The organism is Bradyrhizobium sp. MV1.5, assembly GCF_055807615.1.
This window is the reverse complement of the sequence record NZ_JBVVPL010000055.1, coordinates 1-22,183: the sequence shown is the minus strand read 5'-3', so window position 1 is coordinate 22,183 and position 22,183 is coordinate 1. Positions and strand designations below refer to the sequence as shown.

Sequence of the window (22,183 nt, the reverse complement as noted above, 5' to 3'; positions counted from 1 at the left end):
GGAAATATGACTACCGCCATGCTGCGTGCCTTCTGCGACGCCGTCGAACAACGCAACGGAAAAGCCTTCGCGGATCTCTTCACCGAGGACGGCGTCTATCACGACGTGTTCTATGGCGCCTTCGCCGGCCGCGAGAAGATCGCCGCGATGATCGACGATTGGTTCTATCGCACGGCGACCGACTTCCGCTGGGACATGCACGACCCGGTGTCGAACGGCATCACGCTCTATGCGCGCTACACGTTCAGCTATCGCTCGACCTTGCCGGAGGCGAATGGCGCGCGGGCGATGTTCGAGGGCGTTGCGATCATGACGCTTCGCGACGGCAGGATCGTCAGCTATCACGAGGTCGCGAACACCGCGCCGGCGTTTGTCGATTTGAAGTTTGCGCCGGAGCGCATAGCCAAGATCATCGCCAGGCAGGGCGCCGAGCTCAAGGCGCGGCCGGAAATGAAACGACACTTGGGTTAGCCGTCGTTCGGCGTCCTTACCGCTTCGACGGATTTACCATCGGCTTGCGCTGCGCCAGCGCCGCGACCGTGGCGGTGCCGATCGGGCCCTGCTCGTCATAGAGCCAGCATTCGCCGATCGCGACACCGTCGGTGGCATGGTGGTTCACCACCTCGAAGCCGATCCAGTTCGTCACCGGCAGGCGGTGCAGATAGATCGTGACGTCGCTGTTGATGTAGCCGAGCCCCTTGTCGCCGGCGTTCGCGAACGGACTGGCGAAGTCGGCGCCGGTGGCGACATGGACGAACGGCGTCATCGGCACGCCTGCGACCAGCTCGCGCACCTCGCTCATCCAGAGTTTTCGTGGCCCGAGCGAGCCCATCTGGCCGACGATCGGTCGCGTGGTCCATTTGCCGTTCATGCCGAGCCTGGGATCGGTCGGCTTGGGAATGTCGGCCGGCTTCGGCGCGTCCCAGTTCGGCGGCGACCAGACATTGCCGTCCGGATTCTGCGTCCGCCGCAACAGCTGGCACGAGGCGCGCGCCATGCCGACGCCGCCGGACAAGAACTCTGCTTCCACGACGCGGATGCGCATCCCGTCGCGCACCAGCCGTGTCGTCACCTCGATCGGCTTGTCGATGGTCGGCAGCCGAAACATATCGACGGTCAACCGCGCCGGCACGAATTCAGGACCGGAATGGCGTTCCTCGATGGCGAAGCCGAGCAGGCCGACGATGACGCGTCCGTGCAGTGATTTCGGATCCCACGGGCCGTTGGCGACTTCCGTCGGGTGGAATGTGTCGCCGTCGCGGGTGAAGAAAGGCATGTTTGTCATGACGGGCGAGCTTGAAGGAACGTGTGGGGAAATCAAGGTCCCCAACCCTCATGGTGAGGAGCGCGAAGCGCTCTCATCACAACAACGGTGTCATCGCCCGGCTTGACCGGGCGATCCAGTACTCCGAGACGGCTGTGGTTCAATCGAGAGGCCGCGGCGTACTGGATGCCCCGCTTTCGCGGAGCATGACAGCGGAGTGCTAGGAGGCGGCGCGCCATTCCTCACGCACGCTTTCGTCGCTCTCGCCAGCAATCGCCTCGGTCCTCAACGCCGCGAACTCTTCATCAGGCATCAACTGCGCCAGCGCCCACACCGCAGCCCCGCGCACCAGCGCGCTGTCATCCTCCAGCAATCGCCGCGCCTCGTCCGCCAGTGCCGCATCGCCGGAGTTGCCGATCGCGATCAGCACGTTGCGCAAAAAGCGGTCGCGGCCGATGCGTTTCACCGGGGACTTCGTGAACAGCGCACGAAACGCAGCGTCGTCGAGCCGCGCGAGCTCGGCGAGACCTGGCGCGCGCAAAGCGTCACGTGCGGCGAGCTTGGCCTCACGGCCCTCCTGCGCGAACTTGTTCCAGGGACAGGCGGCGAGGCAATCGTCGCAGCCATAGATGCGGTTGCCGATGCCCTTACGAAATTCGCGCGGGATAGGTCCCTTGTTCTCGATGGTGAGATACGAAATGCAGCGCCGCGCATCGAGCCTGTAGGGCGCGGGAAAGGCCGCGGTCGGGCAAATGTCGAGACACGCCCGGCACGAGCCGCAATGATCGATCTCGGAATCGTCGCGCGGCAGCTCCAGCGTGGTGTAGATCGCGCCGAGAAACAGCCATGAGCCGAATTCGCGCGAGACCAGATTGGTGTGCTTGCCCTGCCAGCCCAGATGCGCGGCTTGGGCCAGCGGTTTCTCCATCACGGCCGCGGTGTCGACGAACACTTTCACTTCGCAAGGCTTCACCTCAGAAGTTGCGGTCGCGACCAGCCATCGCGCCAGCGTCTTCAGGCGCTTCTTGATGAGGTCGTGATAGTCGTCGCCTTGCGCATAGACCGAGATCGCCGCGCGCGTGCGCTGTTGCAGGATCGCGAGCGGATCCTGGTCGGGGCCGTAATTCACGCCGAGCATGATGACGCTGCGCACGTCCTGCCACAGCCCGCGTGGATCGACCCGGCGCTCCGGCTGCGCAGCGAGCCAGTCCATGTCGCCATGGCCGCCGGACGCGATGAATTCGAGAAAATGTTGTCCGGCGCTTTCGATCGTGCCGGGCTCCGTGATGCCGATGCAGTCGAAGCCGAGCGCGCGTGCCTCGTTTGCGAGCGCCGTCTTCAGTTCGGTCGGATCGGAGTTCAGAAGTCGAGGTCCACGTAGGTCCGTGACGCCGGCACGCCGGCCAGCCATTCGCTCAGGAGCGGACGGAACGACGGGCGGGATTTCACCCGCGCGTACCAGGCCTTTGCCGCGTCGTCCTCGCTCCATGGCACGTCGCCCAGATAGTCGATCGCCGAGAGGTGCGCCGCGGCGGCGAGATCCGCGTAGCTGAGCCGGTCGCCGGCGAGGAAATTACGCGTCTGCGCCAGCCAGCCGATATAGGCAAGATGATAGCGCACATTTGCCTTGGCGGCGCGCATCACGTCGGCCGAGGGCGGACCGCCGCCGTTGTCCTCGCTCATGAAGCGCTTGTAGATGCGCTCGGTGACGAGCGGGTGGGAGACTTCCTCGAAGAACTTTTCGTTGAACCAGGCCATCAGCCGGCGGACCTCGACGCGCTCGCCGATCGTGTCCGGCATCAGGCGCTTCAGTCCCATCTCGGAGCCATAGGCCTCATCGACATATTCGGCGACGATCGCCGCGCCCGGGATCGGCGGCTGCTCGTCGTCCACCAGGACGGGCGTCGTGCCCGCCGCATTGAGCAGCAGAAACGCTTCGCGCCGCTCCCAGCTGCGCTCTTCGATCAGCTTCAGCTCAAGCCCGTATTCTCCCGCGATCAGGCGGATGAACCGCGAGTGCGGGCAGAACGGATGATGAAACAGCGTAAACATGAAGCCTTTGACTATGTGATGGTGCTTAAGAATCCATCAATGTTTTGTGCGGCGCCACACTAGTCATTCAAAACCGCGAAGCAAGGGCGCGACGCCGCATTTTGCGATTGCAGCAAGGGAGCGGATGGGCGAGAAGAGCCCCGCTTTTCCAGCCGAAATGGACCGTAAATATGTCAGATGCAATCCGGGCGGTGATCCTCGGCATCATCGAGGGTGTGACCGAGTTCCTTCCCGTGTCCTCGACCGGCCATTTGCTGCTTGCGGAGCGCTTCTTCCATCTCGGCGAGGGTGCGTTCTGGGATTCGTTTACGGTCCTGATCCAGCTCGGCGCGATCCTGGCGATCGTCGTGTTGTATTTCAAGAAATTGTGGGACGTCGCGATCGGCATGTTCACGGGCGACGCCTACGCACGCCGCTTCGTGATCGGCGTGCTGGTGGCGTTCCTGCCTGCTGTCGTCGTCGGTCTCGTCGCCGGCAAATACATCAAGAGCATGCTGTTCAATCCGTGGGTGGTGTGCTTCTCGCTGATCGTCGGCGGCGCCATCCTGCTCTGGGTCGACAAGCTCGATCTCAAGGCGCGCGAGCACGACGCCACCCGGTTTCCGCTGCTGATGTATCTTTACATCGGTATCGCACAGTGTCTGGCAATGATCCCGGGCGTGTCGCGCTCCGGCGCAACCATTGTCTCTGCCATGCTGCTCGGGGCCGACAAGCGCGCGGCGGCGGAGTTCTCGTTCTTCCTCGCCATCCCCACCATGATCGGCGCGTTCGCCTACGATTTCTACAAGAACCGCTCCGAGATGACGATGGACCACATGGGCATCGTCGCGATCGGCTTCGTGGTGTCGTTTGTCACCGCGATCATCGTGGTGAAGACGTTCCTGGAATACGTCACCCGCCACGGCTTCGTGGTGTTCGCCTGGTGGCGCGTGATCGTCGGTACGCTCGGCCTGATCGCGCTGGCGCTGGGACGGTAAACTTCTGAAGAGGTCGACGCGCTAAGAAGCGGAAATTCGCACTAAGGCCGCGGCTGCGGTCACTCCCTCGCCCCGTTCTTACGGGGAGAGGTAAAAAAACCTACGCGCTCTTGCGCTGGAATTGCCCGGCGGCGCGGAAGCGCCAGAGATATTGCGGGGCGATCGCTTCAAGCGAGTCGGGCGTGATGCCGAGGCCTTCCAGCGTTAGCCCAGCGGCCTTCGCCGCGTCCGATACGACATTGTCGCGCGCGAGCAGCGTGACCTGGTCCGGCGTCAGCTTCAGCGCGCCCGGCGCGAATTGCAGGAAGTTGGCTTTGAAGCGGGCCAGGCCAAACGGCAGCGGCATCAGCATCGGCTTGCGATCGGCGATCTCGAGAATGGCCTCGATGATCTCGCGCATGGTCAGCACTTCCGGGCCGCCGAGCTCGTACGTTGCGCCCGCCTTGGCCTTGCCGTCGACGGCATCCGCGACCGCGGTGGCGACGTCGCCGACATAGACCGGCTGCATCCTGGTGTCGGCGCCGATCAGCGGCAGCACCGGCGACATCCGCGCCAGCGCAGCGAAGCGATTGGTGAACTGGTCCTCGGGGCCGAACATCACGGAGGGGCGGAAGATCGTCGCCGACGGCACCGCGGCCATGACTGCGGCTTCGCCGGCCGCCTTGGCCCTGGCATAACGCGAGGGCGATTCCGCGTCGGCGCCGATCGCCGAGACATGGATCAGCTGTGCCCCCGCGGCCGCGGCCGCCTTGGCGATGGTTTCGGCGCCCTTGGCCTGGACGGCATCGAAGCTCTGCGCGCCACCCTCGGCGAGGATGCCGACCAGATTGATCACCACATGCGAATCACGCAGCGCCGCCTCGATCGAGGCCGGATAGCGCACGTTCGCCTGCACGGTGTGGACCTGCCCGACCTTGCCGGAGGGCTGGAGGTACCCGGCCAGCTCCGGCCGCCGCACCGCGACCCGGACCCGGTAGTCGCGCCGGCACAGCGCGCGGACGACATTCCGGCCCAAAAACCCCGATCCGCCGAAAACCGTGACGAGCGTGTCCAGATTCGATGCCATGGGATCCATTCCTGGGGTCCATATCCTGCGGGATGAGTGCGTCTCGTCAGGCTTGTATCGGGCCGGTTTGCGATGCGCAATCCGCATCCCGAAACGGGGTTCAAGCATGAATTGACAACCGCGTCACCGAACCGTAGTAACCGCCTCCGTGCCTAACCGGCATGCCCAGGTGGTGGAATTGGTAGACGCGCTGGCTTCAGGTGCCAGTGGCTTAACGGCCGTGAAGGTTCGAGTCCTTTCCTGGGCACCATCTCCTACTCAAGCGATTGAAATCGCTTTTGCAGGGAATTTGAGCTGCTGACCGGTACACAAAACCGAGGCACGGCGCTCATGGCGTACCGAATGGCCTACATCGCTCGTCGGGGCGGCTCGGATCGCAGGCGATCTGGAGGCGGCTGGCTTCAGTCGCTCAGGCATCTCAGTGCTCGTTGACCGCGGCGCCGAGCTTGATCAGGCTCAGCGAGCGGTTCGCGGTCTCGCGCAGGCGGCAGTAGCTCGCGTCGCCCGGGTACATGCCGGGCTCGACTTTGTCGAAGGCCGCGCAGAAGCGATCACGCGACGCGGCGAAAGTTTTCTGCGAGTCATTGACCGCCTGGATCACGTCGGCGAACCCGCCGGCCTGAACCTTCTTTAGCGCCTCACTGGTTTTCTGCGTCCAAATGGCGAGTTCGCGCGCCGCGCAGGCTTTCCATTTGGCGACGTCGTCATTCGCGCCCTTTGCCGCCTTGATGCAGGGGTCGGCGACGAGCCCGACGCACGCGCCGCCGAAACCGCCGGTTTTCTCCGCGGTCTTCAGGCAGCCATCGATCACCGCAAGGTCGGCTGGCGCGGTGCCTTGGGCGAAAGCCATCGATGCGAGCGGGAGGCTTGCGGCGAGCATCGCGGCGGCAAGTTTGAGCTTCATTGGAGATCTCCGTTCGGCGCATCGAAAATAGGGAACACAATACCACTGCGAGCGCACGAAGCTCAGCGAGACGGTAGACCGGCGGCTGTGGCGAAAGGGCCGGACGGCGAGTGCGAAGGGAAAACGAGGGGGTATGCGGCTTCGGCTACGCCCTCTCCAATCAATGCCTTTGAATGCGCCTTGACCTGACTCACGAGATTTTCGACCAATAGGTGATACATGCAACTTTGGTCATCGAAGGCCCAGCGTTGGTTCACCTGAATGTGGAACAGGAGCTACGCTGACGAATAATGACGGCGGGACCGGTCAAGGCACGCACGGGCTCTGCCTCAGCGGTGACGGTGAGGATCATTTGCCGTCCGTCTGGACCGCCAATCCAGCTTCGAGCCGATCGAACACGTCAGAGCCCGGCCTGGTCCGGCCTGCGTCGGCGAGTCCGCGTGCAAGGTGGAGCGGCGAGGCTGGCGCGAGCAATACACCGGCGCTTACGAGACCGTTTACGTCAGCCCGCAATCCGGTTTGGCTAGCGAACCAAAACACAATGACGAACGATAATGACGAGTAGCGCCGCGGCTCTGTATGGCCAGCCGCGCCGGATGCTTGCGCCGGCGGCTGCCAGCGGATACATCGCGGCCGGCCCTCGCCAGCGTCTGTCCCGGGGATTAGCCTGCCTAGGCGCATCGATTCGACTGAGGTTTGAAACGCCATGACCGTACGCCTGCACCGCGGCGACCTGCCCGATCTGTCCCGTTACACCGGCGCGGTGGCGATCGACACCGAGACCATGGGCCTGAACCCGCATCGCGACCGGCTCTGCGTCGTGCAGCTCTCGCCCGGCGACGGCAGCGCGGACGTGGTGCAGATCCCGAAGGGTCACACCGACGCGCCGAACCTGAAGGCCCTTTTGGCCAATCCCGCCAACACGAAAATCTTCCACTTTGCGCGGTTCGACGTCGCGGTGCTGTACCAGACATTCGGTGTCATGACCGGGCCGATCTACTGCACCAAGATCGCCTCCCGCCTGATCCGCACCTATACCGACCGCCATGGCCTCAAGGACCTCGTGCGCGAGGTGCTCAATGTCGACCTCTCCAAGCAGCAGCAATCGAGCGATTGGGGTTCCGACAGCCTGACCGAGCCGCAGCTCGCCTACGCCGCCTCCGACGTGCTGCATCTGCACGGCTTGCGCGAGCGGCTCGATGCCATGCTGGTGCGGGAAGGCCGCACGGCGCTGGCCAAAGCCTGTTTCGATTTCCTGCCGACCCGCGCTTTGCTCGATCTCCAGGGCTGGGCCGAAGAGGACATTTTCGCGCATTCCTAGCGTTTCGGGTGGCGGCCAGGTGGGGCGGTCGCCCCGTTTCAGACACTTTCGTAACGGCCTGTCGCTGGCTGCATATTCTGGCGTTGCCGGCTACAATGGGGCGCCCGCCAGCCGGACAAGGCGAGCGACACCTCAGGAGCCCAGGTGAATTCGGCCCATAATGTCACCTATGATGCCGCGCTTGCGGCGAAGTTCGCCAGCGCGGCGCGCCACAGCCGCCTGGTCCGGATTCTGCGCATCGCGGTGCCGGCGACAGTAGCTGCGGCAATGGGTCTGCTCGTCCTCATCTCGACCATTTTCAACCCCTTCCAGATTCCCGTGAAGCTCGACTCCGGAAATCTCGTGGTGACAGGCACCAAGATCACGATGGAATCACCGCACATGTCCGGCTTCACGCCGGACCAGCGGCCCTACGAGCTCTGGGCCAAGACCGCGACCCAGGACATCACCGATCCCGATCATGTCGATCTCCACGATCTGCGCGCGAAGGTGCTGATGGAAGATCAATCGACGCTGTTCCTCGATGCCCGCACCGGAAGGTTCGACAACAAGCAGCAGCAGCTCGACCTGCACAAGGACATCTTCCTGCGCACCTCGAGCGGCTACGAGGCGCGACTGAACTCGGCCTTCGTCGACATGGGCAAGGGCACGGTCTCCTCGGACGAGCATGTCGACGTCAAGCTGACCAACGGAACGCTGACCGCCGATCGGCTGCGGATCACGGAGGGCGGCGACGTCATCCGCTTCGAAGGCAATGTGGTGATGCACCTCGACAAGCTGGACGACCCTGCCGCCGCTCAGCCTGCGCCATCCGAGCCTGCGCCGGCGGCGAAGACACGTACGCCCCAGAACAAGTCCGCCAATTCAAAGTGAATTTCATGATCAGGTTCTTTCCGCGCAACAATGACAAGCGGCGCGTCATCCCTGGTGCGACCGCGCTCGCCGTCGGCATCGCACTGATCGCGACGGGTGCGGCCATCGCGCAGAGCACGATGCAAGGCGTGCCCAACGCGATGCAGGGCTTCTCCCAGAACCGCGATCAGCCGATCCAGATCGAAGCCGCCTCGCTCGAGATGCGCGACAAGAAAAAGGAAGCGACCTTCTCCGGCAATGTGAAGGTCATTCAGGGCGACACCACCATGACCTCGAAGACGCTGGTGGTGTTTTACGATTCGGGCGGCGACAAGCCGGCCACGCCGCAGCCTGCGGCGAAGACGGCAAAGGGGGCGCCGATGCAGTCGGCGACGCCGGGGCCGGGGGGGAACTCCTCGATCAAGCGGCTGGAAGCGCGCGGCAATGTCGTCGTCACGCAGAAGGACCAGGTGGTGACGGGCGAGACCGCCGTGTTCGACACCAGGACCAACCTCATCACCATGCTCGGCGGCGTCGTCTTGACGCAATGCAAGAACGTGCTGCGCGGCGACCGGCTGGCGGTCGACATGACCACGGGCGTGTCGCGGGTGGAATCCGACAGCGGCCGAGTGCAGGCGCTGCTGCCCCAGGGCGGCGGCAATGATTGCGGATCCGGAGGCGCGGCCAAGCCCGGCGCGGGACCTCTGCAATTGCCTGGCGCAACCAAGCCCAAATAAATCAACGTAAGCCCAAGTCCGCCAAAGTAAATTTGAAGAGCGATTCCAGGTGCTTGGGTGGATCACGCCCGATCCGAGGTTGAAGCTTGCCCGCCGAGACTGTATCTAGCGCGAAGGGCTTTCGAGCGGGGTTCGCCGCTTTTCGGGCGTGTTTCACTGGGCATGAGACATCCCTTCATTCATGCTGCGTCGGCGAATCCTGAGGCCGGCGCGGCAGATCGCGCGAAGACCGCGCAGGATCGTCGCGAAAGGCTAGAAGGCGGGGATGGTCGATCTCTTCAGCATGTTCCGTCGGCGCCCCGCCAAACGCGGCCGGCCAGGATTTGCGCGCCAGGACATCACCGCGCTCGGTGACAGCGTCGGTGGTCTCGTGGCCAGCCCGGTCAGGGACGCGCCGCCGATCGCCCGTAACCAGCCGATGCATGCGCCCGATCAGTTCCAAGGGGACTATCAAGGCGACTATCAGGCCGAGCAGCCTCGGGCCCAGGCGGTTCATCCCGTCAGGGCTGCCGGCAGGCCCAACGGCGCCGGCGGGCCTCAGCTCTTGAAGCGCCCGGGCTTCCTGGCTGTGCATAGCGTGGAAAAGAGCTTTGGCAGCCGCCAGGTCGTGCGCGGCGTCAGCATCTATGTGCGCCGCGGCGAAGCGGTCGGCCTGCTCGGCCCCAACGGCGCCGGCAAGACCACCGTGTTCTACATGATCACCGGCCTGATCAAGGCCGATCGCGGCGCGATCGAGCTCGACGGCCACGACGTCACCAAGCTGCCGATGTATCAGCGCGCGCGGCTCGGGATCGGCTATCTGCCGCAGGAAGCCTCGATCTTCCGCGGCCTCACCGTCGAGCAGAACATTCGCGCCGTGCTCGAAGTGGTCGAGCCCTCGCGCAAGAAGCGCGAGCAGCAGCTCGACTCGCTGCTCGACGAATTCAACATCACGCGCCTGCGGAAATCGCCGTCGATCGCGCTGTCCGGCGGTGAGCGGCGGCGCGTCGAGATTGCGCGTGCGCTGGCGACGCGTCCGAACTACATGCTGCTCGACGAGCCCTTTGCCGGCATCGATCCGATCGCGGTCGGCGACATCCAGGACCTCGTCCGCCACCTCACCAACCGCGGCATCGGCGTGCTGATCACCGACCACAATGTGCGCGAGACGCTCGGCCTTACCGATCGCGCCTACATCGTCTATGCCGGTGAAATCCTGACCGAGGGCAGCCCGGATGAGATCGTCGCCGATCCGGACGTGCGCCGCCTTTACCTTGGCGAGGAATTCCGCCTCTAGCCCGTTTTTCGATTTCGTCAAGACGTGTACATCGGGCTTGGACTAGGATAAGCAAAAATCGGACCAACTTTTGGGATCGGTTCTTGCTTCATGGCGCTTTCGCAGAGATTAGAGTTCCGGCAATCGCAGTCGCTGGTCATGACGCCGCAGTTGATGCAGGCGATCAAGCTGCTGCAATTGTCCAATCTCGATCTCACGACGTTCGTCGAAGAGGAACTCGAGCGTAACCCCCTGCTGGAACGGGCCAATGACGAGCCGCCCGCGGGCGAGGGCCCGGCCGAAACGGGCCAGTTCAACGACAGCGACGGCGGCCACAACGACGAGCCGGGCGGCGGCCCGGGCGAAGCCTTCGAGCCCGGCCAGGAAGAGTGGATGAGCAAGGATCTCGGCACCCGCGCCGAGATCGAGCAGACGATGGACACCGGCCTGGACAACGTCTTCTCCGAGGAACCGGCCGAGGCGGCCGCGCGCAACGCCCAGGATGCGGCGCCGACCACCTATACCGAATGGGGCGGCGGCGCCTCCGGTGACGAGGACTACAATCTCGAAGCCTTTGTTGCCGCGGAAACCACGCTCGGCGACCATCTCGCCGAGCAGCTCTCGGTTGCCTTCACCGGGGCCGCGCAGCGCATGATCGGCCAATACCTGATCGACCTCGTCGACGAGGCCGGCTATCTGCCCCCGGATCTCGGCCAGGCCGCTGAACGGCTGGGCGCATCGCAACAGGATGTCGAGAACGTTCTTGCCGTGCTGCAGAAATTCGATCCGCCCGGCGTCTGCGCACGCAATCTGAGCGAATGCCTGGCGATCCAGCTCCGCGAGCTCGACCGCTACGATCCCGCGATGCAGGCCCTGGTCGAGCATCTCGATCTCCTCGCCAAACGCGACGTCGCGGCCTTGCGCAAGGTCTGCGGCGTCGACGACGAGGACATCGCCGACATGATCGGCGAGATCCGCCGGCTCAATCCCAAGCCCGGCATGAAGTTCGGCTCGGCCCGGCTCCAGACCATGGTGCCCGATGTCTATGTCCGCCCCGGTCCCGATGGCGGTTGGCATGTCGAGCTCAACAGCGACACCTTGCCGCGCGTGCTGGTCAACCAGACCTACTATTCGCAGCTCTCGAAGAAGATCGGCAAGGACGGCGACAAATCCTATTTCACCGACGCGCTTCAGAACGCGACCTGGCTGGTGCGCGCGCTCGACCAGCGTGCCCGTACCATCCTGAAAGTCGCAACCGAGATCGTGCGCCAGCAGGACGGCTTCTTCACCCATGGCGTGGCGCATCTGCGACCGCTGAATCTGAAGGCCGTCGCCGACGCCATCCAGATGCATGAATCCACGGTGTCGCGCGTCACCGCCAACAAATACATGGCGACCAATCGCGGCACCTTCGAACTGAAATATTTCTTCACGGCCTCGATCGCATCGGCCGACGGCGGCGAGGCGCATTCGGCCGAAGCCGTGCGTCACCACATCAAGCAACTGATCGATGCGGAGGCGCCGTCCGCGATCCTGTCCGACGACACCATCGTGGAACGCTTGCGCGGCTCGGGCATTGATATCGCCCGCCGCACGGTCGCGAAGTACCGCGAAGCCATGCGCATTCCTTCCTCGGTGCAACGCCGTCGCGACAAGCAGAGCGCTCTTGGTAACGTCCTCTCCACCGCCATGGCCGATCGCTCCCGCAATCCCGAACCGGCCTGATTGCGCCGGCGCCAAATCGCGCTACTCTCGATCTGCTATCGGGCCCGATCCTGGCCAGGCACGAACCAAGCGAGGTTCACATGACTCTCCGCATCTCGGGAAAGAGCGTCAACGTCGGCGAGGCCCTGCGCGGCCGCGTCACCGACCGGACTGAAGAGGTCCTGCGCAAATATTTCGATGGCAATTATTCCGGCCACATCACGCTGAGCAAGGACGGCTTCGGCTTCCGCACCGACTGTGCGCTGCATCTTGATTCGGGAATTACGCTCGAGGCCGATTCGAACGCACCGGACGCTTATGCCAGTGCCGACCAGGCGCTGCTGATGATCGAGAAGCGGCTCAAGCGCTACAAGAGCCGGCTCAAGGACCGCTCCGCCCGCAAGGCCCATGTCGCCTCCGCGGCGCTGGCCGCCATGGACGCCACCAGCTACGTGCTGGAGGCCCCGGGCGAAGGTGAGGACGAGGACGAAATCACCGGCTACAGCCCCGTCATCATCGCCGAGGCCACCACCTCGCTGAAGCCGCTGTCCGTCAGCGAAGCGGTCATGGAACTCGACCTCAGCGGGGCGCCCTGCCTGGTGTTTCAGCACGGTTCCTCGGGCCGGGTGAACATCATTTACCGCCGGGCGGACGGCAATGTCGGCTGGATCGATCCCCCGGGGGTCAAGACGGATGGCAAGGCCTAAGGCCGCTGGGCGACACCCTGCGGCCCGGCGCCCGGGGCCCCTTTCCGCCTTAACAATGACCGGGGCAAAGCTGCACGCGGGAGTTGGCACCGGGATTGCGTTGGAGTAGAAGCCCCCCACATCAGGGGCGAGCTAAGTCCGCCTCCTGCTTCAACTTCTCGACGTCGGCCCGCCCAGGTTCTTTGTCCAGGCTGGCCAATTCGGAACCTGACGTTTTCATTCACCTCGGAAGACTTCCATGCCGATTACCGATCTGGTCGCGCCCGAGGCGATTCTCCCGGCATTGAAGGTCAACAGCAAGAAGCAGGCGCTTCAGGAACTCGCGGCCAAGGCCGCCGAGCTGACCGGGCAGAACGAGCGTTCCGTGTTCGAGGTGCTCCTGCAGCGCGAGAAGCTCGGCACCACCGCGGTCGGCTACGGCGTCGCCATTCCCCATGGCAAGCTGCCCAAGCTGGAAAAGATCTTCGGCCTGTTCGCCCGTCTCGATCGTCCGATCGATTTCGAATCGATGGATGGCCAGCCGGTCGATCTCGTCTTCCTGCTGCTCGCCCCCGAAGGCGCCGGCGCCGATCACCTCAAGGCGCTGGCCCGCATCGCCCGCCTGCTCCGCGACCAGGACATCGCCAAGAAGCTCCGCGCCTCGCGCGATGCCCAGGCGATCTATTCGGTGCTGGCCCTGCCGCCGGCGACCGCGGCGTAACTCCCTCCTTCTTGCAGGATAAGGCCCGATCGATTCTGGCACCTGGATTGCGCGGCACGCAGCAATCTCGTCATGCTCATCTTGATCTCAAAGGTAGAAGACGCGAATATCTTCCCGTTTGAGACGTGGGGCATATGGGGCGGCCCTAACAAGGGCCGTTCGCAGTTGTGGACTGAATGCACGTGACTGGGAATGGAAGGGCGCCGCTGCACATCGGTGCCGCGGCGGAAGAGCGGCCAGCGGCCGTGCTTCAGGGTGGTAAGCCCGGCGCCGCCCTGCACACCGCGGCGGACTCCGATGCATATGAAAGCGCGATCTGGAAAGCGCCAAGCGCGGGCGTGGAACGGCTGGCCAGAAACGTGATCCGCAGCTCGATCACCGTCAACGTGATCGCATCAATGGGTGTTCTTCATCCCGCACTACTACCTTCAGAGTGGAGCTATGTGCAGCAGGCGGTCGCGCTGCTGATGTGGATCGTCTCGATCTATGCCAGTATCTTCGTACGGCCGTGCGTCCGGATCCAGCCCAATCCAGATCTCATCGCGTTGGTCACATTTTATGCCCTCGCGGCCATTTCCGTTCTCTGGACCACGCTTTCCATCGCAGCGATCATGAAGAGCGCTGCACTTGTGGTGACGACTTTCGGTGCGTATTGCCTCATCACGCGTATCGACATCGACGAGATCGTCGGATCCACGGCGCTCGGGTTGTTCATTCTGGTCGCCGCCTCGGCGTTGTGCGCGGTCTTCGTGCCCGAGATCGGCGTCGACCAGAGCTGGATGCACAACGGCCAGTGGCAAGGAATCTACGAATCGAAGCAGACGCTCGGCTTTATCAGCGCATATCTGATGTTCTTTGCCTGTTATCAGAAGATCACGGGGCAGGGATGGATCGCATTCCTCGTGTCGTTTATTCTGGCATCGACCTGCGTCATCGCCTCGGAGTCGCGTGGTGCCGGCGCTGTCGCATTTGCGGCGGGCGGCCTGCTCGTGACTTCCATGTGGTCGATCCGCTGCATGAAAATCTATGCGGTGTTGCCACTCATCATGTGCATCCTGGCCGCTCTGCTGATGCTGTATTTTTACGTGACGGGGTACGATTCCATCCATCTCGGCGAGGCGACCGTCGATTTGACCGAGCGGACCTTCATTTGGCAGTACGCCATCAGCCATTTCAACGATGCGCCGTTGCTGGGCTTCGGCATCAACGGATTCTGGACGCGCCCCGCGATCTACGACTATTTCAACCAGAATCATGGCTGGGTGCTCGACAATTACCATAGCGGTTATATCGCGGTCGCGATTGAAACTGGATTTCTGGGATATTTGCTGTTCGTCACGAGCGTTTATCTGTTCTCGGAAAAGGTGCTCTATTTGATCGCCACCCGGTCGATCGATCGTTATCACTGCGCGCTGATCATCGGCTTCGTCGTCCTGAGCTTTCAATCGAATTTCACGGAGACGATGTTTCTTCGCTCGACAATGTTCACGTCGGTGCTGCTCGTCGCATTCTTCTTCGCAGTGTGCAGGCCGGTGCCGCAGCAGGGGCCTGCAGCAATGACGGGGCAAACAGGATGAATGCCATCCGCGTCCGCTGGACGGTAGCTTTTCGTCTTGTCTTGGCACTATCCGTGCTTCCGATCTGCTTCCGGACCGAGGCAGCCGGGCAGGCCAACACGCTCCCCCCTCCAAAAAAATTGGGGCGCGGCATCAACATCCTCGGCTACGACGGCGTCTGGGAGGGAGGCCGAAACGCGCCATTTCGTCTGGACAACCTCACTGCGATCAGACGCGCCGGGTTCTCGCACGTTCGGATCAATTTCTTCGGCTTCAAATTCATGGACCCGGAGAAGATAATGGATGAAGTCGTCTTGAGGCGGCTCGATGGCGTCATCGAGCAAGTGCTCGCCCGAAACCTCATCCCGATCCTGGACGAGCACGATACCCATGTTTGTCAGCGCGACATCTCCGAGTGCACAGATAAGCTGAAATCGTTCTGGACCCAAATCGCCGCGCGCTATGCCGGGAAATATCCAGCGCTTGTCTTCGAGGTCCTCAATGAGCCGGGCGGGCAGATGACGTCCACCGGCTGGAACGGCCTTTTGAACGAGTGCCTCGGCATCATCCGCGCCACCAATCCCCGGCGGACGGTCATCGCTTCGGTTCTCAACGTCGACGAGATGCCGGTCGAGGACCTGGTCCTCCCGTCGGATGACCGGAATCTGATCGTCACGTTTCACTATTACGCTCCGATCCGTTTCACCCATCAGGGCGCACCGTGGTCGCCCACATTCTCGCGAATCGGCCCGCTCGACTGGGGTACCCCGGAGGATGAACAGAAGGCCCGCGCCGATTTCGAGAAGATTCGGTCCTGGTCCCAAAGAGAAAAGCGCCCGATCTATCTCGGCGAGTTTGGCGTGTACGAGGCCGCTCCAGCCGAAGCACGGACAAGATATCTGTCATTCGTGGCGCGGAGCGCAGAGCGGCTTGGCTGGGCGTGGGCCTATTGGCAGTTCGATCATGATTTCGCGGCCTTCGACAGCGCGCGTCAAGCCTGGAAGCCGGACATCCTGCGGGCACTGCTTCCGGCCGGGCGTTGAGGTGCATCCGGGACGCGAGCTATCGCCGCACACAGCGTCATTGCGAGCGCAGCGAAGCAATCCAGAATCTTGCCACGCAAAGATTCTGGATTGCTTCGTCGCAAGTGCTCCTCGCAATGAGAGACGCACGCCTCTCGATCGATTCGACCCCGCGATGAACTCGGCACCGCCGTCGTCTGTTCTCACCGCGCTATGGCGCAGCTGTTGCGCGGCAGTATTGATGCGCGAATGAGTCGATTTGACTCATAGCGCCCTCATTGGCGAGCGACTCCCGCGTTACTAAAAATGATGCCAACGCTCGTCGACGAAGTATTTCGCGCGCCACATTCCAGCGAGGATAGGCGTGTATCGCCCAAAGCAAAACGGGCACGCCTTCCTGCGAAGGCATGCCCGCTTGAAACCCTATTCCCGCGACGTGCGTGCGCTCAGTGCACGCTCACCGCTTGCAGCTCATTGCTCCAGGCGTTGGCGATCGCGGCTTCGCGGCTGTCGGTCAGCATGATCGGCGTGCCGTCGGCGGCGTGGAGCGCGAAGAGCTTGAGGCCCGGCGCGATCTTCGGCGCTTCGGGAAACAGGCCCGGCACATCCTCGGAGCGGATCTGCTTCACATAGGCGATATGGCCTTCGCCGAGGGTTGCCAGCGTCTCCGGCGAGACGTTCTTGGCTTCGTATTCGAACGCAACGTGACCTTCACTCATGGTCTCGACTCCTTCACAGAAACTAAGCGGTCGAGTCCGCTACTCGTTCCATTATTCGTGCTCATTGATAGCGATTGTCTTAACGATCCTCTCCGGTTCCGGCCGGGCAAGATCAATCGCCAGCAATCCGTTCTTCAGATCCGCACCCAGCACCAGCATCCCCTCCGCCAGCACGAAGGTGCGCTGGAAGTGGCGCGCGGCGATGCCGCGATGGATGTATTGCCGGGTCTTGTCGTCCTGCTGCCGTCCGCGAATGACGAGCTGGTTTTCCTCAATGGTTACATCGAGTTGGTCGCGGGTGAATCCGGCGACCGCCAGCGTGATCCGCAAACGCTCGGGCTGGCCCTCCGACCGGTCGCACCTCTCGATATTGTAGGGAGGGTAACCGTCGGCGCCTTTGACGACCCGATCGAGCACGCGCTCGATCTCGTCGAAGCCCAGAAGGAACGGACTGGAAAGCGTGGGAACACGAGACATAGTTTACAAAGTCCTCTCGAAGCGACTTTGGTGCATCAGGGCCCGTACAGGCACCCCTTGATCAGCAATATGGGCATATCCGCGTGTAGGTTCAAGGACGTAGCCGGGGGCTGTGGATTGGCCATTTCCGCTTACGTGCACCGATGCTTCCGCATCGTCATGGCCGGGCTTGTCCCGGCCATCCACGACCTTTACTCGCGCGTGAAGAACGTGGATGCCCGGGACAAGCCCGGGCATGACGACGAGTTAGCCGGCCGAATTCTCTCAACGAAAACAAACCCCCTTCTACTGTGCATGGGGTTGTTTTCGCGTTTTTTAATCGACGGGCCTGCGGAACCGGTCAGGCCTCTAGCCGCGTCCGGCCGTCGCCGCTGAACAGATGCAGCTTTTGGCGCATTGCCGCGACCCGGATCTTCTCGCCGATCGGCGGCGCCTCGGAGCCGGGAATGCGGACGATGACCTCGCCGGGCGGCAGCTCGCCGGGATTGGCGGCGATGCGCTGCTCGTCCTGAGCCCGCGTGCCATAGACGAAGGTTTCGGCGCCGACGCGCTCGATCGCTTCCACGGTGAGCGGCAAGACGACGCCGTCGACCGGGGTCTGGTCGGTGATGACGAAGTCTTCCGGGCGGATGCCGAGGATGCCGGCGTCAGCCGCGCCGCTGCCGGCGAGCTGCGACCGGATCTCCTCGGGCCGCGTCGACATCAGGTTCATCGGCGGCGCGCCGATGAAGGAGGCGACGAAGGTCGTCGCCGGCTTCTCGTAGATCGCGAGCGGATTGCCGACCTGCTCGACCTGGCCGCCATTCATCACCACGAGAATGTCGGCGAGCGTCATCGCCTCGAGCTGGTCGTGGGTGACGTAGATCGACGTGGTGTTGAGCCGGCGCTGCAATTTGCGGATCTCGACCCGCATCGCGATGCGGAGCTTGGCGTCGAGGTTGGACAACGGCTCGTCGAACAAAAACACCTTGGGCTGGCGCACGATGGCGCGGCCCATGGCGACGCGCTGGCGCTGGCCGCCGGAGAGCTGGCGCGGTTTGCGCTCCAGCATCGATGTGAGCTCGAGCACGCGCGCGGCTTCGTCGACGCGGGTCTTGACCTCCGCCTCCTTCATGCCGCGGTTGCGCAGGCCGTAGGCCATGTTGTTGAAGACGCTCATATGCGGATAGAGCGCGTAGTTCTGGAACACCATCGCGATGTCGCGGTCGGCGGGCTCGATCTGGTTGACGATGCGGCCGCCGATGTCGATCTCGCCGCCGGTGACGGTTTCGAGGCCTGCGACCATGCGCAGCAATGTCGATTTGCCGCAGCCGGAGGGGCCGACCAGCACGCAGAATTGGCCGTCGCCGACATCGACGTTGACGCCCTTGATGGCCTCGAAGCCGCCGGGATAGGTCTTGCGGACGTTGCGCAGGGTGACGTTAGCCATGGGATCTACTTTTCCGTCTCCACGAGTCCGCGCACGAACAGTTTCTGCATCACGACGACGACGAACACCGGCGGCAGCATCGCGAGCACGGCGGTGGCCATCACGATCGGCCATTCGGTCAGCGCGTCGGTGGTGGTGATCATCTTGCGGATGCCGACCTGGATAGTCTGCATGTCGTCGCGGGTGGTGATCAGCAGCGGCCAGAGATATTGATTCCAGCCGAGGATGAAGAGGATCACGAACAGCGCCGCCATGTTGGTGCGCGACAGCGGCAGTAGCGTATCCCAGAAGAAGCGCAAGGGTCCGGCGCCGTCGATGCGCGAGGCCTCCAGCAGCTCGTCCGGCACCGTCATGAAGAACTGGCGGAACAGCAGCGTCGCGGTGGCCGAGGCGATCAGTGGCAGCGACAGCCCCGCATAGCTGTCCAGCATGTGCAGATCGGCGACGATCTTGTAGGTCGGATAGATGCGCACCTCGACCGGCAGCATCAGCGTGATGAAGATGATCCAGAAGATCGGCATCCGGAACGGAAAGCGGAAATAGACGATCGCATAGGCCGAGATGATCGAGATCGCGATCTTGCCGACCGCGATCAGCAGCGCCATCACCAGCGAGTTCAGCATCATGTTGCCGACAGGCTCGCGGGTCGAGCCGCTCGTGCCGACGAAAATGGTCTGATAGTAGACCTCGAAGAAATGACCGCCCGGCAGCAGCGACATCTGCCCGTTGGCGATCAGCGCGTTGTCCTGGGTCGAGGCGACGAACGCGATGTAGACCGGGAAGGCGACGACCGCGATCCCGATCCACAAAATAGCATGCGCGATGTAGCGCCGGAAGCCCTCTTCCTCGACCATCAGTAGGTCACCTTGCGTTCGACGAACCGGAACTGGATTCCGGTGAGCACGATCACCATGACCATCAGGATCACCGACTGCGCCGCCGAGCTGCCGAGATTGCCGCCGAGCAGGCCGTCGGAATAGACCTTGTAGACCAGCGTGACCGTCGACGTTCCGGGACCGCCGCGGGTCATGGTGTCGATGATGCCGAACGTGTCGAAGAAGGCGTAGACGATGTTGACCACCAGCAGGAAGAAGATGGTCGGCGACAGCAGCGGGAAAGTCACGGTCCAGAACCGCCGCATCGGACGGGCGCCGTCGATCGCGGCGGCCTCGAACACGCTCTTCGGAATCGCCTGCAGGCCGGCGAGGAAGAACAGGAAATTATAGGAGATCTGCTTCCATGCGGCGGCGAGGATGATCAGCGCCGCGGCCTGGTCGCCGTCGAGCAGCGGATTCCAGTCGATGCCCATGTTGCGCAGATAGCGCGAGAGCACCCCGAGCGAGGGATGCAGCATGAATATCCAGAGCACGCCGACCACGGGTGGCGCCACCGCATAGGGCCAGATCAGGAGCGTGCGGTAGAGCATCGAGCCACGCAGCGGCTTGTCCGCCATCACGGCGAGCAGCAGCGCGAAGGATAGCGACGAGACCGCGATGGCGAACGAGAACAAGAAGGTCCGGACGATCGCCTCGAAATAGGCCGCGTCCTTGAACAGCTCGATGTAATTCTCGAACCAGACAAAGGTGGTCGACAGACCGAAGGCGTCCTGGAGCAGGAAGGACTGGATCACCGCCTGCAGGGCCGGCCAATAGAAGAAAATCAGGACGATCGCGAGCTGCGGCGCAACCAGCGCGTACGGTAACAGCCTTGACTGGAAAATGGCTTGCTTTTGCATGATGCCAGCAGGGCGGCAGGCCGGGTCGCGGCCTGCCGCTCATTGCCTCACTTGACGGCGGTCTTTTCGAACTGCCGCAGCATCGTGTTGCCGCGCTCGACGGCGGAATCCAGCGCCTGCTTGGCGGTCTTCTTGCCGGCCAGCGCCTGCTCGATCTCTTCCGACCAGACGTCACGCAACTGAACCATGTTGCCGAGGCGCAGACCGCGCGAATTCTCGGTCGGCTCCTTGTTGGTCAGCTCCAGCAGCGGGGTCTCGAGATAGGGCTGATCCTTGTAGAAGCCCTCGGCCTTGGCCTTCTCATAAGCAGCCTTCGTGATCGGCAGATAGCCCGAGGCCTTGTGGATATAGACCTGACGATCGGTGTCCGAGAGGAAGGTCAGGAATTTCGCGACGCCCTTGTATTCCTCGGCCGATTTGCCGCCCATGACCCAGAGCGAAGCGCCGCCGATGATCGAGTTCTGCGGTGCGCCCTTGACGTCGGGATAATAGGGCATCGGCACGGCGGTGAAGTTGAACTTGGCCTGCGCCTTGACGTTGCCGAAGAACGCCGACGAGGTCAGGTAGATCGGGCATTCGCCGGAGGTGAAGCGACCCTCGCCGGTGTTGGTGCGGCCTGCATAGTCGTAGGTCTTGGTCTTCTGCAGCTCGACCAGGGTTTCGAGATGCTTGACTTGAAGCGGTCCGTTGAATTCGAGCACGGTGTCGAAGCCGTCGAGGCCGTTGGCCTTGCTGGCGAGCGGAACGTTGTGCCAGGCGGAGAGCTGCTCGAGATTGACCCAAGTGACCCAGGAGCCGGAGAAGCCGCAGGTGTCATGACCGGCAGCCTTCAGCTTCTTGGCGGCCTCGAACGTTTCGGGCCAGGTCTTCGGAATCTCGACGTTCGCCTTCTTGAGCTCGTCGAGGTTGACCCACATCACGGTCGAGGACGAGTTGAAGGGGAATGAGAGCATCTCGCCCTTCGACGTCGAATAGTAGCCGGTGATGGCGGGCAGGTAGATCTTGGGATCGAACTTCTCGCCGGCGTCGGCCATCAGCTTGTAGACGGGCTTCACGGCGCCGGTCGCGGCCATCATGGTCGCGGTGCCGACTTCGAACACCTGCATGATGTGCGGGGCGTTGCCGGCGCGGAACGCCGCGATGCCGGCGTTCATCGTATCGGGATAGTTGCCCTTGTAGGTCGGGATCACCTTGTAGTCGCTCTGCGACGCGTTGAAGTCGGTGGCGAGCTTGACGATGACGTCGTTGTTGGCGCCGGTCATCGCGTGCCACCACTGGATTTCGGTCACGGCCAGGGCCGGCGAGGCCGATAGTCCCACCGTGAGTGCAACAGCGGCAGCCGCTCCAAAGTGTCTAAGAGCCATCAAGTAAACCTCCCTTGGCCGTTCTCTTGGGCCGTCAAAAATGATCGCTTGCGCTAGCAGCGCCATATGACGTTCACATGACTGTGTAAGCGGCCGAAACGAAAGCGGCAAGCGCGGCAAAAGGGAAGCCGTCAAATAGGCGAATGCCGCGCGCGCAGCGTCCTCCGTTCGCGGTGCACGGAGCGCCCGCGCCGCAGTGCGGCATTGGACGTCATCGCGGAATGGCAGTGGAAGATCGCCGATGCCGCTGCGGGTTCGAAAACCGCTCCCGCAAGCGAGAGCTTTGCGTAAATCGCGAATCTGCGATTCTCTAAGAGACGTTTGAAGAGGATCTGGGGATGG

At 63.0% G+C, this 22,183-nt stretch carries 22 protein-coding genes and 1 tRNA gene; 12 read left to right on the top strand and 11 right to left on the bottom strand.

The annotated features are described in order from the left end of the window. Positions 1–6: 6 nt before the first annotated feature. Positions 7–471, top strand: coding sequence for a nuclear transport factor 2 family protein (locus AC0L2J_RS31340; RefSeq protein WP_473395567.1), 465 nt, complete (start codon positions 7–9; stop codon positions 469–471). 16 nt (positions 472–487) lie between these two features. Here the strand turns inward: AC0L2J_RS31340 and AC0L2J_RS31335 are convergent, their stop codons facing one another. The 3 genes from AC0L2J_RS31335 to AC0L2J_RS31325 all read right to left on the bottom strand — a co-directional run bounded on the left by AC0L2J_RS31335 (position 488) and on the right by AC0L2J_RS31325 (position 3,316). Then, the gene (locus tag AC0L2J_RS31335; protein ID WP_473395566.1) at positions 488–1,285 is read right to left on the bottom strand and encodes an acyl-CoA thioesterase domain-containing protein; all 798 of its coding nucleotides are present in this window, start codon (positions 1,283–1,285) and stop codon (positions 488–490) included. 199 nt (positions 1,286–1,484) lie between these two features. After that, complete coding sequence (gene queG, locus AC0L2J_RS31330; RefSeq protein ID WP_473395565.1) at positions 1,485–2,675, bottom strand: tRNA epoxyqueuosine(34) reductase QueG; 1,191 nt, start codon at positions 2,673–2,675, stop codon at positions 1,485–1,487. Then, positions 2,624–3,316, bottom strand: coding sequence for a glutathione S-transferase family protein (locus tag AC0L2J_RS31325; protein WP_007598553.1), 693 nt, complete (start codon positions 3,314–3,316; stop codon positions 2,624–2,626). The genes queG and AC0L2J_RS31325 overlap by 52 nt, the downstream gene beginning before the upstream one ends. A gap of 170 nt (positions 3,317–3,486) precedes the next feature. Between AC0L2J_RS31325 and AC0L2J_RS31320 the strand changes: the two genes are divergently transcribed. After that, positions 3,487–4,293: an undecaprenyl-diphosphate phosphatase gene (locus AC0L2J_RS31320; protein WP_007603967.1), complete on the top strand. Its 807-nt coding sequence runs from the start codon at positions 3,487–3,489 to the stop codon at positions 4,291–4,293. A 100-nt stretch (positions 4,294–4,393) separates the two neighbouring features. Here AC0L2J_RS31320 and AC0L2J_RS31315 read toward each other — a convergent pair whose 3' ends face one another. Further along, positions 4,394–5,359, bottom strand: a complete 966-nt coding sequence (locus AC0L2J_RS31315; protein WP_473395563.1) for a complex I NDUFA9 subunit family protein — start codon at positions 5,357–5,359, stop codon at positions 4,394–4,396. Positions 5,360–5,522: 163 nt separating this feature from the next. Between AC0L2J_RS31315 and AC0L2J_RS31310 the strand changes: the two genes are divergently transcribed. Next, positions 5,523–5,609: transfer RNA gene (locus AC0L2J_RS31310), tRNA-Leu, on the top strand. Positions 5,610–5,777: 168 nt separating this feature from the next. Here the strand turns inward: AC0L2J_RS31310 and AC0L2J_RS31305 are convergent. Continuing rightward, entirely contained in the window at positions 5,778–6,239 is a 462-nt protein-coding gene (locus tag AC0L2J_RS31305) for a lysozyme inhibitor LprI family protein (RefSeq protein ID WP_231171013.1), read from the bottom strand. Between the two features lie 730 nt (positions 6,240–6,969). Here AC0L2J_RS31305 and AC0L2J_RS31300 point away from each other — a divergent pair. The 9 genes from AC0L2J_RS31300 (at position 6,970) to AC0L2J_RS31260 (ending at position 16,138) form a co-directional block, all read left to right on the top strand. Next, entirely contained in the window at positions 6,970–7,584 is a 615-nt protein-coding gene (locus tag AC0L2J_RS31300) for a ribonuclease D (protein ID WP_007603964.1), read from the top strand. 144 nt (positions 7,585–7,728) lie between these two features. Further along, positions 7,729–8,457, top strand: a complete 729-nt coding sequence (gene lptC / locus AC0L2J_RS31295) for an LPS export ABC transporter periplasmic protein LptC (RefSeq protein WP_473395562.1) — start codon at positions 7,729–7,731, stop codon at positions 8,455–8,457. A 5-nt stretch (positions 8,458–8,462) separates the two neighbouring features. Next, entirely contained in the window at positions 8,463–9,173 is a 711-nt protein-coding gene (locus AC0L2J_RS31290) for an LptA/OstA family protein (protein ID WP_473395561.1), read from the top strand. A 265-nt stretch (positions 9,174–9,438) separates the two neighbouring features. Then, the gene (gene lptB, locus AC0L2J_RS31285; protein WP_473395559.1) at positions 9,439–10,449 is read left to right on the top strand and encodes an LPS export ABC transporter ATP-binding protein; all 1,011 of its coding nucleotides are present in this window, start codon (positions 9,439–9,441) and stop codon (positions 10,447–10,449) included. Positions 10,450–10,539: 90 nt separating this feature from the next. After that, positions 10,540–12,153 carry an RNA polymerase factor sigma-54 gene (rpoN, locus tag AC0L2J_RS31280; protein WP_473248912.1) on the top strand — a complete coding sequence of 538 codons (1,614 nt, stop codon included), beginning with the start codon at positions 10,540–10,542 and terminating at the stop codon, positions 12,151–12,153. Positions 12,154–12,233: 80 nt separating this feature from the next. Beyond that, positions 12,234–12,839 (top strand): ribosome hibernation-promoting factor, HPF/YfiA family, encoded by a 606-nt coding sequence (gene hpf / locus AC0L2J_RS31275; RefSeq protein ID WP_473395558.1) that lies wholly within the window; start codon positions 12,234–12,236, stop codon positions 12,837–12,839. 238 nt (positions 12,840–13,077) lie between these two features. Beyond that, on the top strand, positions 13,078–13,539 hold the full coding sequence (gene ptsN / locus AC0L2J_RS31270) for a PTS IIA-like nitrogen regulatory protein PtsN (protein WP_027514736.1): 462 nt from the start codon (positions 13,078–13,080) through the stop codon (positions 13,537–13,539). Positions 13,540–13,715: 176 nt separating this feature from the next. Beyond that, entirely contained in the window at positions 13,716–15,116 is a 1,401-nt protein-coding gene (locus tag AC0L2J_RS31265) for an O-antigen ligase family protein (RefSeq protein ID WP_473395557.1), read from the top strand. Then, a complete protein-coding gene (locus tag AC0L2J_RS31260) occupies positions 15,113–16,138 on the top strand; it encodes a glycoside hydrolase family 5 protein (RefSeq protein ID WP_473395556.1) in 1,026 nt (341 codons plus the stop codon). The genes AC0L2J_RS31265 and AC0L2J_RS31260 overlap by 4 nt, the downstream gene beginning before the upstream one ends. 425 nt (positions 16,139–16,563) lie before the next feature. Here the strand turns inward: AC0L2J_RS31260 and AC0L2J_RS31255 are convergent, their stop codons facing one another. The 6 genes from AC0L2J_RS31255 to ugpB all read right to left on the bottom strand — a co-directional run bounded on the left by AC0L2J_RS31255 (position 16,564) and on the right by ugpB (position 21,841). Beyond that, positions 16,564–16,836, bottom strand: a complete 273-nt coding sequence (locus tag AC0L2J_RS31255; protein WP_007598581.1) for a BQ00720 family protein — start codon at positions 16,834–16,836, stop codon at positions 16,564–16,566. A gap of 51 nt (positions 16,837–16,887) precedes the next feature. After that, positions 16,888–17,313: an Hsp20 family protein gene (locus AC0L2J_RS31250; protein ID WP_007598583.1), complete on the bottom strand. Its 426-nt coding sequence runs from the start codon at positions 17,311–17,313 to the stop codon at positions 16,888–16,890. Positions 17,314–17,653: 340 nt separating this feature from the next. Beyond that, positions 17,654–18,742 carry a sn-glycerol-3-phosphate import ATP-binding protein UgpC gene (locus tag AC0L2J_RS31245; protein WP_473395555.1) on the bottom strand — a complete coding sequence of 363 codons (1,089 nt, stop codon included), beginning with the start codon at positions 18,740–18,742 and terminating at the stop codon, positions 17,654–17,656. Between the two features lie 5 nt (positions 18,743–18,747). After that, complete coding sequence (ugpE, locus tag AC0L2J_RS31240) at positions 18,748–19,596, bottom strand: sn-glycerol-3-phosphate ABC transporter permease UgpE (protein ID WP_473395554.1); 849 nt, start codon at positions 19,594–19,596, stop codon at positions 18,748–18,750. Beyond that, positions 19,596–20,477: a sn-glycerol-3-phosphate ABC transporter permease UgpA gene (gene ugpA / locus AC0L2J_RS31235; protein WP_007603953.1), complete on the bottom strand. Its 882-nt coding sequence runs from the start codon at positions 20,475–20,477 to the stop codon at positions 19,596–19,598. The genes ugpE and ugpA overlap by 1 nt, the downstream gene beginning before the upstream one ends. A 47-nt stretch (positions 20,478–20,524) precedes the next feature. Further along, positions 20,525–21,841: a sn-glycerol-3-phosphate ABC transporter substrate-binding protein UgpB gene (gene ugpB / locus AC0L2J_RS31230; protein WP_473395553.1), complete on the bottom strand. Its 1,317-nt coding sequence runs from the start codon at positions 21,839–21,841 to the stop codon at positions 20,525–20,527. Positions 21,842–22,183: the final 342 nt, after the last annotated feature.